Source organism: Mycobacterium sp. (assembly GCF_040509115.1).
In the GTDB taxonomy this organism is placed as follows: domain Bacteria; phylum Actinomycetota; class Actinomycetes; order Mycobacteriales; family Mycobacteriaceae; genus Mycobacterium.
In genome coordinates, this window is sequence record NZ_JBEVLO010000129.1 from 1 (window position 1) to 13,082 (window position 13,082).

General features: G+C 66.9%; 12 protein-coding genes and 1 pseudogene. 4 read left to right on the plus strand and 9 right to left on the minus strand.

Translation table 11 applies throughout. The features are described from left to right. Positions 1 to 51 precede the first annotated feature (51 nt). Positions 52 to 945: a polysaccharide deacetylase family protein gene (locus ABW137_RS09910; RefSeq protein WP_526399375.1), complete on the plus strand. Its 894-nt coding sequence runs from the start codon at positions 52 to 54 to the stop codon at positions 943 to 945. A 7-nt stretch (positions 946 to 952) separates the two neighbouring features. Then, entirely contained in the window at positions 953 to 2,176 is a 1,224-nt protein-coding gene (locus ABW137_RS09915) for a cation:proton antiporter (RefSeq protein ID WP_526399357.1), read from the plus strand. An 11-nt stretch (positions 2,177 to 2,187) separates the two neighbouring features. Here the strand turns inward: ABW137_RS09915 and ABW137_RS09920 are convergent, their stop codons facing one another. Continuing rightward, positions 2,188 to 3,609, minus strand: a complete 1,422-nt coding sequence (locus ABW137_RS09920) for a class II fumarate hydratase (protein WP_526399359.1) — start codon at positions 3,607 to 3,609, stop codon at positions 2,188 to 2,190. Between the two features lie 50 nt (positions 3,610 to 3,659). Further along, a complete protein-coding gene (gene glpX, locus ABW137_RS09925; protein ID WP_526399361.1) occupies positions 3,660 to 4,688 on the minus strand; it encodes a class II fructose-bisphosphatase in 1,029 nt (342 codons plus the stop codon). A gap of 53 nt (positions 4,689 to 4,741) precedes the next feature. Between glpX and ABW137_RS09930 the strand changes: the two genes are divergently transcribed. Next, a complete protein-coding gene (locus ABW137_RS09930; protein WP_526399363.1) occupies positions 4,742 to 5,377 on the plus strand; it encodes a DUF4245 family protein in 636 nt (211 codons plus the stop codon). Between the two features lie 22 nt (positions 5,378 to 5,399). Then, complete coding sequence (locus tag ABW137_RS09935; protein WP_526399365.1) at positions 5,400 to 6,203, plus strand: dienelactone hydrolase family protein; 804 nt, start codon at positions 5,400 to 5,402, stop codon at positions 6,201 to 6,203. Positions 6,204 to 6,276: 73 nt separating this feature from the next. Here the strand turns inward: ABW137_RS09935 and ABW137_RS09940 are convergent, their stop codons facing one another. The 7 genes and pseudogenes from ABW137_RS09940 to ABW137_RS09970 all read right to left on the minus strand — a co-directional run. Further along, entirely contained in the window at positions 6,277 to 7,479 is a 1,203-nt protein-coding gene (locus tag ABW137_RS09940) for an AI-2E family transporter (protein ID WP_526399377.1), read from the minus strand. A 31-nt stretch (positions 7,480 to 7,510) separates the two neighbouring features. After that, positions 7,511 to 8,293: an SDR family NAD(P)-dependent oxidoreductase gene (locus ABW137_RS09945; protein ID WP_526399367.1), complete on the minus strand. Its 783-nt coding sequence runs from the start codon at positions 8,291 to 8,293 to the stop codon at positions 7,511 to 7,513. Next, positions 8,257 to 9,324 (minus strand): NAD-dependent epimerase/dehydratase family protein, encoded by a 1,068-nt coding sequence (locus ABW137_RS09950; protein WP_526399369.1) that lies wholly within the window; start codon positions 9,322 to 9,324, stop codon positions 8,257 to 8,259. The genes ABW137_RS09945 and ABW137_RS09950 overlap by 37 nt, the downstream gene beginning before the upstream one ends. Positions 9,325 to 9,360: 36 nt before the next feature. Further along, positions 9,361 to 10,260 carry a formylglycine-generating enzyme family protein gene (locus tag ABW137_RS09955; RefSeq protein WP_526399379.1) on the minus strand — a complete coding sequence of 300 codons (900 nt, stop codon included), beginning with the start codon at positions 10,258 to 10,260 and terminating at the stop codon, positions 9,361 to 9,363. 13 nt (positions 10,261 to 10,273) lie between these two features. Next, positions 10,274 to 11,179, minus strand: coding sequence for an HAD family hydrolase (locus ABW137_RS09960; protein WP_526399371.1), 906 nt, complete (start codon positions 11,177 to 11,179; stop codon positions 10,274 to 10,276). Beyond that, positions 11,179 to 12,732 (minus strand): arylsulfatase, encoded by a 1,554-nt coding sequence (locus tag ABW137_RS09965; RefSeq protein ID WP_526399373.1) that lies wholly within the window; start codon positions 12,730 to 12,732, stop codon positions 11,179 to 11,181. Before ABW137_RS09965 ends, ABW137_RS09960 begins: the two co-directional genes overlap by 1 nt. A 99-nt stretch (positions 12,733 to 12,831) precedes the next feature. Then, positions 12,832 to 13,082: pseudogene (locus ABW137_RS09970) on the minus strand (steroid delta-isomerase); the annotation flags it as partial.

Here is a 13,082-nt window from a genome sequence, read left to right on the forward strand (position 1 = left end):
AGCGCGTCGCGGGCGAGCGTGCACAAACCGCCAGCCGGTAGGCTGCCACCCGTGCGGAGACGTCCGGAGACCTCGAAATGGGCGTACTGGCGCATGGTGCTCGGCGTCTGCGCCGGTGTCGCGGTGGTGGTCATCGGTGGGTTCACCGGTCGGGTCCACGTGGCCACACCCGCCCAGGCCGCCGTCGAGGTGGACTGCGCCGTCGTCAAGTGCGTCGCGCTGACGTTCGACGACGGACCGAGCCCGTACACCGATCGTCTGCTCAAGATCCTGCAGGACGACGACGCCGATGCCACCTTCTTCCTGATCGGCAACAAGGTCGCGGCCAACCCCGCGGGCGCCAAGCGCATCGCCGACGCGGGCATGGAGATCGGCAGCCACACATGGGAACACCCCAACATGACCACCATCCCGCCCGAGGACATCGCTTCGCAGTTCACCAAGGCCAGTGACGCGATCGAGGCCGCGACCGGTCAGCGACCGTTCCTGGTGCGCACGGCGGGTGGGCTGATCAACGACCAGGTACTCGCGGAGGCGGGGAAGCAGGGCCTCGCCGACATCAACTGGGACGTCATCCCGTTCGACTGGGCCAACGACGCCAACACCGGTGCGACGCGGGCGCTGCTGATAAGCCAGATCAAACCAAACTCGGTGGTGCTGTTCCACGACACCTATTCGTCGACGGTCGACCTGGTCGAGCAATTCATCCCCGTCCTCAAGGCCAACGGCTACCACCTGGTCACCGTGACGCAGATGCTGGGGCCGCGGGCACCGGGCAGCACGTACGGCAGCCGTGACAACGGACCTCCCGTCAACGAGTTGGTCGACATCCCGCCCGCGGACATTCCCCCGCTGCCGGACACTCCGTCACCGGCGCCCATGCCGAACATTCCCATCACCGACATTCCCGGACAGAATTCCGGCGGCCCCAACAACGGCGCCTAACGCCGGCGTGCACACCGATACCGCGTTCGTCCTCACGCTCCTGGTGCTGTGCTACGCGGTGGTTTCCGGGCTGGTCTCGCGCTGGTACGTGGCGCCGGCACTGATCTTCGTGGTGTTGGGAATGGCGTTGGGGCCGTTCGGATTCGAGGTGCTAGATGGTGGCGCCAATACCACGACGTTCACGGTTCTCGCGCAACTGGCACTGACGGTGATCCTGTTCAACCAGGCCGCGGAGCTGCACATCGCAGCGGTCGTGCGACGACGTGAGGTGACGTTCCGGCTACTGGCCATCGGCATTCCGTTGGCGATCACGCTCGGGGTGGCGACCGCGCTCGTCGTCCTTCCCGCCATGCCGGTGTGGGAGGCGGTGTGCCTGGCGGCGATCGTCGCACCCACGGAGGTCGCCATCGTGGAGGCGTTGCTCGACGACGAGCGCATTCCCGGACGCATCCGCCACGCCTTGTCCACCGAGAGTGGCTTCTACGACGGCTTCGCATTGGCGGCCGTGCTCGCCGCCCTGGCACTGTCTCGGCAGGGCGCTCACTCGGAGGCCGAGAGCACGGGGCTGCTGCTGCTACGGACCGAGGTGTTGTCGGTGGCCGTCGGTCTCGCAATCGGCGGCGCGGGCGGCTGGGTCATCGGCTCGTCACGCAAGCGCGGCTGGATGAGTGATACGTGGGCCCAGCTGGCGACGCTTGCGGTCGCACTGCTGTGCTTCCAGGTGGGGGAGGGGCTGCACGGCAGCGGCTTCGTGGCGGCTTTCGCAGGCGGTCTGGCTTTCGCGTTCACCGCGAGGAGGACGGGCTCCCGCCCCTCCACGCACGTCGCCGATGCGGCGGGGCAGTTGCTCGAGCTGGTGGTGTTCGCGATGTTCGGCGCCTACGCCGTCATCGTCGGGTGGCGCGACGCCAGCTGGCGCGTGGTGCTGTTCGCGATAGTGGTGTTGCTGCTGGTTCGCATGGTGGCGGTGTCGGTCGCGTTGCTGCGCAGCGAGGTGCCTGCCAGGCACCGGCTGTTCATGGGGTGGTTCGGCCCACGCGGAATCGGCACGCTGGTGCTCGGTCTGGTGGTGGTGGAGCATGGCGAGGTGGGGCAGGAGTCGTCACTGATCCTGCAAGTGGTGGCCGTGACGGTGACGCTGAGCCTGGTAGTGCACAGCCTCACCGCCTGGCCGGGTGTTCACTGGCTCGTCGGCCGAGCCGACGACGAGGCTCGTCGGCCGAGCCGATGACGAGGCGACGCCTAGTCGCCGTCCTTGACCTTGGCCATCTTCAGCACGTCGAGGCGCCTGTCGAGCTCTTCCTCGGTCAGCTTGTCGCCGAGCAGTCCGCGGTCGATCACGGTCTGCCGAATCGTCTTGCGCTCCTTGAGTGCTTCCTTGGCCACCTTGGCGGCCTCCTCGTAGCCGATCGCCGAGTTCAGCGGCGTGACGATCGACGGCGACGACTCCGCCAGCTCGCGCAGGTGTTCCTCGTTGGCGACGAGACCGTCGATGCACCTCTCGGCGAACAACTTCGACACGTTGGACAGCAGCGTGAAGGACTCGAGTACGTTGCGCGCCATCATCGGGATGTACACGTTCAACTCGAACGCCCCCGAAAGGCCGCCGACGGTGACGGCTGCGTCGTTGCCGATCACCTGGGCGGCAACCTGCGTAACGGCTTCGGGCAGAACGGGATTGACCTTGCCTGGCATGATCGAGCTGCCCGGCTGCAGATCGGGGAGCTGCAACTCGCCGAGACCCGTCAGCGGGCCCGAGCCCATCCAACGCACGTCGTTGGCGATCTTGGTCAGCGACGCGGCGATGGTCTTGAGCGCGCCGGACGCCTCGACGAGACCGTCGCGAGCGGCCTGGGCCTCGAATGAGTCTGCGGCAGTGCGCAATTCGGCGATACCGGTCTGGTCGACCAGCACGTCGACCACCTTGGCTCCGAACCCGTCGGGCGCATTGAGTCCGGTGCCGACGGCGGTGCCGCCGATGGCCAGTTCCCCAAGGCGGGGGAGGGTGGCCTTGACCCGTTCGATGCCTGCCTCGACCTGGCGGGCGTAGCCACCGAACTCCTGACCGAGGGTCACCGGCACGGCGTCCATCAGGTGCGTGCGGCCGGACTTGACGACGGTGCGCCACTGCCGAGCCTTGTTGGCGAGCGACTCGTGCAGCACTTCCAATGCCGGGATCAGGTGGCGCACTGCGGCTTCGGTGGCCGCGATGTGCGTGGCGGTGGGGAAGGTGTCGTTGGAGCTCTGCGACATGTTGACGTCGTCGTTGGGGTGCACCGTCACCGGAGGATCGAAGCTCGCCGCGATTGACGCGATGACCTCATTGGCATTCATGTTCGAGCTGGTTCCCGAACCGGTCTGAAAGACGTCGATGGGGAACTGATCGTCGTGCTTGCCGTCGGCGATCTCACCGGCCGCGGCGATGATCGCGTCGGCCTTCTCCGGTGCCAGCAGCCCGAGGTCCTTGTTCACCTGGGCGCAAGCGCCCTTCAGCAGGCCGAGCGCGCGAATCTGGGTGCGCTCCAACGGCCGGAACGAGATCGGGAAGTTCTCCACGGCCCGCTGCGTCTGCGCACGCCACAATGCGCTGACGGGCACGCGCACCTCGCCCATGGTGTCGTGTTCGATGCGGTACTCGGTGTCGACTTCGCTCGCGGCGGTCATGTGCTCCCTATTCGTCGTTGATGGTGAGTGGGTGGCGCCTGAATGGTGTGCTACGGCAACGGGTATGCCGCGGACTTGTCGCCGGTGAAGTCGACCGCGGAGTACTCGTTGAGCTTGGCCAGCCGGTGGTAGGCCTCGATCATCCGGACGGTGCCGGACTTGGACCGCATCACGATGGACTGGGTGGTGCAGCCGCCGCCGGAGTAGCGGACACCCTGGAGCAGGTCGCCGTCGGTGACACCCGTCGCGGAGAAGAAGACGTTCTCGCCGGAGACGAGGTCCTCGGTGTGCAGCACGCGGTCCAGGTCGTGGCCGGCGTCGATGGCCTTCTGGCGTTCGGCGTCGTCGGTGGGTGCGAGGACGGCCTGGATGGCGCCGCCCATGCAGCGGATGGCGGCGGCGGTGATGATGCCCTCCGGGGTGCCGCCGATGCCTGCGAGGAGATCGGTGCCGGAGTTGGGTCGACACGCGGAGATGGCGCCGGCGACGTCTCCGTCGGAGATCAGCCGGATGCGGGCACCCGCCTCGCGGACGTCGTCGATCAGCTTGGCGTGGCGGGGCCGGTCCAACACGCAGACGGTGAGGTCGCCGACGCTGGAATGCTTGACCTTCGCCACCTTGCGGATGTTCTCGCCGATCGGGGCGGTGATGTCGATGACGTCGACGGCGTCGGGTCCGACGGCGATCTTGTTCATGTAGAAGACGGCGGAGGGGTCGAACATCGCGCCGCGCTCGGCGACGGCGAGCACGGAGATGGCGTTGGGCATGCCCTTGGCCATCAGCGTGGTGCCGTCGACGGGGTCGACGGCGAAGTCGCAGTCGGGTCCGTCGCCGTTGCCGACCTCTTCGCCGTTGTAGAGCATCGGGGCGTTGTCCTTCTCGCCCTCGCCGATCACGACGATGCCGCGCATCGACACGGAGTTGACCAGCTCGCGCATGGCGTCGACGGCAGCCCCGTCGCCGCCCTCCTTGTCGCCACGGCCGACCCAGCGGCCCGCTGCCATCGCCCCCGCCTCGGTGACTCGCACCAATTCCAGGGCGAGGTTGCGATCCGGGGCTTCACGGCGCGATGGTGTCATGCGCAGATTCTCCCATTAGCGGCTCCGCGATTGGGAGCTGGGATACTGGCGGAGTGACCACACCCCAGGCGGCTCCGGAGCCGAAGCCAGCCAAGTCACGGCTCCTGCAGGACGGCCGCGACATGTTCTGGTCGATGGCACCGTTGGTGGTGGCCTGCATCGTGCTCGCCGGCATCCTCGGGATGTGTTCGTTCGCGCCCAACGGCCCAGGTCAGGGGCCTTTGCCGCCGTATGACACCCCGGCTGCCCTCAAGGCCGACGCCGAAGCGCTGAAGATTCCGATCCGGAACCCGCAGCTGCCCGACGGCTGGCGCGCCAACTCGGGCTCGCGCGGCAGCATCGATGGCGGCCGGACGGACGCGTCTGGCAAGCCGGCCAGGGCCGTGATCTCCCGCGTCGGGTTCTTGGCGCCGACGGGCATGTTCATCGAGCTGACGCAAAGCGACGCCGACGAGCAGAAGTTGGTGATGTCGATCAGCACCGACCTGGTGCCGACGGGCACGCAGGACGTCGACGGCGTGACGTGGATCGTCTACGAGGGCGGCGACGGCACGCGGCCGGTCTGGACGACGCGGCTCCCGGGGCCCACCGGCCCCGCGCAGATCGCGCTCGCCGGCGCCGCGGGTACCGCGGAGTACCGTACGCTGGCGGCGGCGACGCAGGCGCAGTCACCGCTGCCCGTCGGATAGCGGCACCAAGCGAGGAGCACACATGACGTCACGCAAGTCGGAGGCCGATCTCGCAGGCTGGTCAGCCGAACCGTTCACCGCCGCAGGCTTCACCCACGACGTGTACCGCAAGGGCGATGGCCCGGGCGTGGTCCTGATCCCCGAAATGCCCGGCCTGCATCCCGGGGTGCTCGCGCTGGGGAACCACTTGGTGGACAACGGTTTCACCGTCGCGGCGCCATCGCTGTTCGGCACGCCGATGGCACCCGCGGTCCGTCCGGGTGTCGTGCCCGTGATACTCAAGGGCTGCGTCACCAAGGAGTTCGCGGCCTTTGCCACGAACGCCGACCGGCCCGTCGCGCACTATCTTCGGGCCTTGGCGCGCGATCTCAACTCCAAGACGCCCGGCAAGGGTGTCGGTGTCATCGGCCAGTGCTTCACCGGTGGGTTCGCGCTCGCGGCGGCGGTCGACGAGAGCGTCCTGGCACCCGTGCTCAGCCAGCCGGGGCTGCCGCTGGCCCTGACGCCGAAGCAACGCCGCGACCCGGGCCTCTCGGAGGGCGAGCTCAAGATCATCGAGCGTCGCGCCGCCGAGGAGGGTCTGTGCGCGATGGGTCTTCGGTTCAGCGAGGACAAGATGTCGCCGGGTGAGCGATTCACGACGCTCAAGGCCCGCCTCGGCGATGCCTTCGAGGTCATCGAGATCGACTCGTCGAAGGGCAATCCCGACGGCTTCGGCAGGATGGCGCACTCGGTGCTCACCGACCAGCTACGCGAGGTCGAAGGCCACCCGGCTTACGAGGCGCGCAAGCGGGTCGTCGCATTCCTCACCGAACGGCTGTTCTAAGCGATCGTGCGGCCACGGCCGCAGGCATGGCTCATTTCCGCCGTGAGCGCGCCCGCAACGGGGTCTCGGAGGCCTAGCCCGCCGTGGTGGCTTCCTGCGCCCGGTGGCGCTTCTCGTCACGCTTGGCCCAGATGCGTTCCCTCGCCTTCGCGATGAGCCGGGCGATGGGGCCTGGTGCCTTCGGTTCGTCGTCCCCGTCTTCTGGGTCGTCGATCGGCACGCCCTTGAACACGGCGAGATAGACGCTGATCGTCGTGACGATGACGATCATCAACACCGGCCCGATGATGATCCCGAGGAACCCGAACATCGTGATGCCCGCGAACACGGCCAGCAGCATCAGCGCCGAGTCGAGGCGGGCCGCCCGCGGTATCAGGATCGGGCGCAGGACGTTGTCGATGTTGGTCACCACCAACACGTGCCACCCGATGACGAAGATGCCACCGAAGACGTTGCCGAACAAGATCATTCCGATGCCGAACGGGATGCTGACGATGCCGCCGCCCAGCGGAATCACCGACATCACCGTCAGCAGGATCGCGAAGATGAAGAAGCCCTCGTGGAACCCTGCGATGTAGATCGACACCGCCCCCGCCAGGCCCTGGGCCAGCGCGATCACGAACTGGCCGAACACCGCGCCGCGCACCATCGCACCCATCTTCTCCAGGTAGAGGTCGGTGACGTCCTCGCCGAGCGGATTGAGTTTGCGGATCAGGTTCTGCACGCCTTCGCGGTTGGACAGCAGCGAGATGAACACGTAGATGAACAGCACCGCCGCGGTGAGCCCGCCCGCCAACCCGCCAGCGGCGCCCTGCAGGAACGTCAGGCCGTACTCACCCGCGCGCTGGGCGACGGAGCTCATCTTCTCCTGCAGCAACTGCGGTGTCAGGTTGACGTCGCTGAGGAGCGGAACCTTGTCGAGAGCGTCGTTGGCGAACTTCAGCGCCTGGTCGCCGAGCGAGTTGAGGTCGGTCCTGGACACCCACGCCGAGACGCTGCGCACCATCGCGCTGATCTGCACCACCGCCAGCACGATGAGCAGTCCCAGCGGGACGATCACGGCGAAGATCGCCGCCAGGAGCGTGAACGTCACCGAGAGGCCGCGACTGAAACGCTTGAGGAACCAGTCGAAGAGGGGGTTGAACAGGTAGGTCACCACGCACGCGACGACGATGAGCATGAAGTAGCCGCGCAGGAAGTACGCGCCGAACGCCAGGGCGATGACGGTGGCGATGGCCAGGGCACGCTTCTGCGTTTGGGTGAACTCCGTTTTCATGGCCACGGCAATGATCCTGTCAGTAAGCGCCCTACTGCCCGGTGAGTTTGGTGACGTGTCCGATGATGTCGGGGTAGCGCTTCATGTGCGCTCCGCCGTTGAGGTCGAGCACTTCGCCGGTCAGCCACGGCGCCTTGGTCAGGAACAGTACGGCGTCGGCGACGTCCTCCGGGGTGCCGGCACGGCCCAGTGGGGTGTTCTCCACGTACTCCTCGACGACACCTGGCACCAGGGCGGCGCCCTCCGTGAGCGGGGTGTGCACGAACCCCGGTGCGACGGCGTTGACCCGAATGCCGCGGCGGGCCAGTTCCAATGCGGCGACCTGGGTCAGCATCGACAGCCCTGCCTTGGCCGAGCAGTAGGCGCTCATGCCGATGGCGGGCTGGCGGGCGTTGAGCGACGAGATCGACACCAGCGATCCGCCGTCGACGAGGTGGCGGCCCGCATACTTCGCGACCAGGAACGCTCCGGTGAGGCATACGTCGATGACCGAACGGAACTGCTCGGCGGGAAGGTCGACGATGAGGCCGATGGTCGAGAAACCTGCACAGCTGACCACCGCGTCGACCGGGGCTGACTTCTCGAAAAGCGTTGCGACGGAATCCTCGTCGGCGACGTCGACGAACTCGCCACGATGTGGTTCGCCGAGTTCGGCGGCGCGGTTCCTGGCACCTTCGAGGTTGACGTCGGCGACGACGACCCGGTAGCCGTCCGCGGCAAGGGCGCGCGCGGATGCCCACCCGATGCCCGATGCGCCGCCGACGACGATTGCGGTGTTCACTCGGCGGCCCCGCCCTGCTGTGGGGCCGCCCATTTCGTCGTGATGGCGCCCCATGGGTCGGCGTACCGATGCGTGGTCCCGTAGTAGGCCGATCGCCGCGTGAAGATCGCCTTGGTCAGTGGTGCGGCCACACGGAGCAGGTGTCTGCGTGCCCCGGCTTTGTTGGCCGTCTCGATCAACATTTCCGGCCACGAATGGTGTTGGTGGCGAAGGACTTTCTGAGCACGGGCGGTGTCCATCCAGTCGGTGGTGAACCAGTCGGCGTCGGCATCCGGGTTGCCCTTGAGCCCGGTTGGCAATCCGCCGACGAGGCCCATGGCGGCCGCCATCGCCGGAGCCACGTCGCCTTGGATGAGGCGGTGGGTGTCGTCGCCGCCGACGAGCAGGGTCTCGCCGACGGCATCGGCGGCGGTGGCCGCCGCGAAGGCCCGTGCGACGTCGCGCACGTCGACGGTCTGGATGCGGCCGTCGGTCGGGAGCAGGCCCTCGAAGTAGAGGTTGTCGAGTTTCATGTACGCCGCCGGATCGACGGTGAGTACGCCGCCGAGGCGGAGTATCACCCAATCCAGCGACGACGCGCGCACCAGCTGCTCGGCCGCCACCTTGTGTGCGCCGTACACGTCGCAGGGGTTGACCGGGGTGTCCGCGGTGAGCACCTCGGTGTGCGTGTGGGGGTTGCGGGAGCCGTAGACGGCGATGCTCGACGCCTGCACGAAGCGCGGTGGTGTCGCCTGTTTCTCGGCCGCCGCGAGCAGGGTGGCCGTCGCGTCCACGTTGACCTTCTCGGCCAGCGTCCGGCGCAGGTAGATGAACGGCGGGATGACCGCGGCCAGGTGGATGATCGCGGCAGGGGCGACGCCCGAGACCAGTTCGTCGACCGCGGCGGGGTCGGTCAGATCGGCGTAGAGGACCTCGACGCCGGCGGGCAGTACGCGCGCCGCCTTGCGGTTGGCGGGGACGTCGAGGTCGGTCGCGATCACGCGGCGACCGTCGGCGGCGAGTCGCTTCACGGTGGAGGAGCCCACCAGCCCGAAGGCGCCCGTCACGAGTACGGCGTCTGTCATCGATCTCCCTCGTTGAACTAGAACGTGTTCCAGGCATCATTGCGTAGGCGTGATGCCCTCACCAGTGCTGTCCGTCCTGGCGCAGCGGAACCCGATGTGGCTCATCCCGGTGTCGATCATCTGCGGCCTGCGCGCGGCGGGCCGGTAGCGCAGACAGTAGCTGTCCGCGCACAGGAACGATCCGCCCTTGACCACCTTGCGGCCGATCTGAAACTGGGGCTGGCTCGGGTCGTAACTGTCTGCGGCGCAGCATGACTGGACGGCCTTATCGTCGGCCCACCAGTCCGTGGTCCATTCCCACGCGTTGCCGGCCATGTCGTGCAGCCCGTAACCGTTGGCGGGGTGACTGCCCACCTCGTGGGTGGTGCCGTAGCCGGTGTCGGGCAGGTACGGGAACTCGCCGTGCCAGTAGTTGGCTAGGTTCTGGCCGGGTGTCTCGGGCTCGTCGCCCCAGGTGAAGGTCATTCCGTCGAGCCCGCCCCGCGCGGCGACCTCCCACTGCACCTCGGAGGGGAGCACCAGGCCCGCCCAGGCGGCGTAGGCGGCGGCATCGTCGTAGGCGACGTGCACGACGGGGTGCCGTTCGCGACCCCGCAGCGTCGACCGCGGGCCACGCGGATGGTTCCAGCAGGCGCCGGGAGTCCACGCCCACCACTGGTTCAGATGACGCAGATCGACGGGGCCCGAGGTGCGGCGGAACACCATCGATCCGGCCTGCAGGTTCTCCGCTGGCGCGCCGGGATAGTCGGCGGGGTCCGGTGGCCGCTCGGCGACCGTGACGTAACCGGTGGCCTCCACGAACGCGGCGAAGTCGGCGTTGGTCACCTGATGCTTCTGCATCCAGAAGCCTGCGACGTCGACCGTCCGCGTCGGTCCCTCTTCGGGATAGTGCGCATCGGAGCCGACGGTCGTCATCTGGGGTGGGATCCAGACCATGTCGGGAAGGGGGTCAGGCAAAGACGCTCACCCAGTCGCGTTTGATGCTGGCGACGGCCCAGCCCTTGGCCGCGGCCTCCGCCAATGCCTTCTCCGCGCCCGCGACGTAGTCGAATTCGCGTTCGGCGTCGTCGTGCAGGACCAGGAGCTGCAACGAGGGTGCCGAACCGGCCTGCGTGTACTCCAGCATCTGGATGTCACCGTTGGAGTTGCCCGCCGCGAAGATCGGTCGGCGGCCGACGCGTGCCCAGATTCGGACCGGCTTGATCGGACCGTCGTCGAGGAACTCGGGCTGCGCCGTGGTGGTCAGGGTGCCGTCCTGGTAGATCAGTCCCACCGAGCTACCGATGACTCGTTCTGGCGGGATGCCGTACATGCTGCCGGTGATGGGTCGCATGAAGTCCCGGCCGCCGCCGGAGACGATGTAGGTGGTGAAGCCGTTGGTCTCCAGGTAGCGCAGCAGTTCGACCATCGGTAGGTAGCCGCACGCACTGTACGGCCTGCCGAAGGTTGGGTGTTGGGCCTCGGCGTAGAACTCCTTCACCCGCGCTGCGTGGTCCTCGACGCTGATGGCGACGTTCGCCGAGAGGATGCCCGCGGCAAGCACTTTCACCATCGAGTCATCGCCCTGATAGTGCTTGGTCACTGCATCGCCGAACCATGCCAGATCGCCGTCGAGGGCCGCCAGATAGGGCTGGACCTCTGCCAACGTCGGGTCGGCCGCCGCCTGGGCGGCCATCCTGCGGATGAGGAAGTCGAGTTGCACGTAGGCCGGCTTCTCGCACCACAGGGTCCCGTCGTTGTCGAAGACGGCGACCCTCTCCTCCGGGGCGACGAAGTCCGGACCCTTGTCGGTCACCCGAGAGACGAAGTCGACGATCGCCGACTTGGTCGCCCCGTCGTTCCACGAGTCGAGCATCAATCGGCTGCCAGGAAGTCTTCGAGCTTCTTGACGATCTGGTCGACGCTGAAGCTGGCCGGTGGGTGCCGTGGTGGGAACTCCTTGAACGTGTCGAGGAACGCCGACGCCATCGCCGTCGCGTAGAAGACGAAGAAGTCGTGTCGCAGGAACCACTCGTAGTAGGTGTTCGAGGTGATGTCCGCGTACTCGAACGGATCTGTGCGCAGGTTGAACAGCTTCGGTACCCGTAGTTCGGTGAACGGCTCGGCCCAGGTCCGCAGTGTGCCCTGGCAGCGTTGCTCGGCGAACACGATCTTCCAGTTCTCGAAGCGCAGCGCGACCAGCTGAGCATCGTCGTTGAAGTAGAAGAAGCCGCGTCGCGGACTGTGTTCGGCCTCGCCAAGCAGGTACGGCAGCAGGTTGAACCCGTCGATGTGGACCTTGTACTCCAGCTCACTTCCGGCGGAACCGACCTTGTAGCCCTTCTTGAGCTTGTCGCTGACGTCGGGGTCGCCTGCTGCGGCGAGTAGCGTCGGCAGCCAGTCGTGGTGCTGAACGATGTCGTTGGAAACGCTGCCCGCCTTGATCCTTCCTGGCCAGCGGATCAATTCGGGCACGCGGTAGGCGCCCTCCCAGTTGGTGTTCTTCTCGCTGCGGAACGGAGTCGTTCCCGCGTCGGGCCACGAATTGCGGTGCGGGCCATTGTCGGTGGAGTACAGCACGATCGTGTCGTCGGCGATGCCGAGATCGTCGAGCACGTCGAGCACCTGGCCCACGTTCTTGTCGTGGTCGATCATCGCGTCGTGGTACTCGGATTGCCACATGCCGGCCTGGCCCTTGCTGCCCGGCTTCAGGTGGGTGTAGAGGTGCATGTGGGTGAAGTTGCACCAGACGAAGAACGGCGTGTCGGCTTCGTGCTGCCGAGTGATGTATTCGACGGTGCGGTCGGCGATGTCGTCGTCGATGGTCTCCATGCGCTTGGCGGTCAACGGGCCGGTGTCGGTGATGGTCTGCTTGCCGACGGGTCCGAACTTCTCGTCGTCGGGCTCGGTGGAATCCTCGGCCAACGCCTTGCAGTCCAGGACGCCGCGGGGCAGCGCCAACTCGTAGAGCCGCGGGAACATGTCCTTGTGCGGGTAGTCGAACTGCTCGGGTTCCTCCTCGGCGTTGAGGTGATACAGATTGCCGTAGAACTCGTCGAAGCCGTGCACCGTGGGCAGGTACTTGTTCAGGTCGCCAAAGTGGTTCTTGCCGAACTGGCCGGTGGCGTAGCCGAGCGGCTTGAGCAGCTCGGCGATGGTGGGATCCTCGGCGGCCCAACCGATGTCGACGCCAGGGACGCCGACCTTGCTCATGCCGGTGCGGTAGACGCTTTGGCCACTGATGAACGCCGCCCGGCCCGCGGTACAGCTTTGCTCACCGTAGGAATCGGTGAAGCGCATGCCCTCGGCCGCGATGCGGTCGATGTTGGGCGTGCGATAGCCCATCAAACCATCGCTGTAGCAGCTCAGATTGCTGATGCCGATGTCGTCGCCCCAGATCACCAGGATGTTGGGTTTCCCGTTGGGCATGCCGAACTCCCTTGCTCCGGGGTGGACGGAACCACCGGTGAGGGCAAGGGTATTCGCGTACTGACGCGGGCGTCAGGGCTTGGTCGAATTACCTCGTGCTCACGCGAGCGCGACCACGGGCAGGTCCGATGTCTTGCCCGCTGCCTTCATCTGCGCGAACAGGTCGGTGTAGTACGAAAGGCACTGCGCCATTGCGGCCTCGGTGGTGAACAGCGGCCGGTAGCCGAGATCGCGTTCGGCCTTGGCGATCGAGAAGTAGTTGTCGAGGTAGATGCGTTCCACGGCAAGCGGTTCCAGCAACGGCTTGGGCACGCCGATCCGGAAGTGGAGCCACTGCCACACCGTCATCA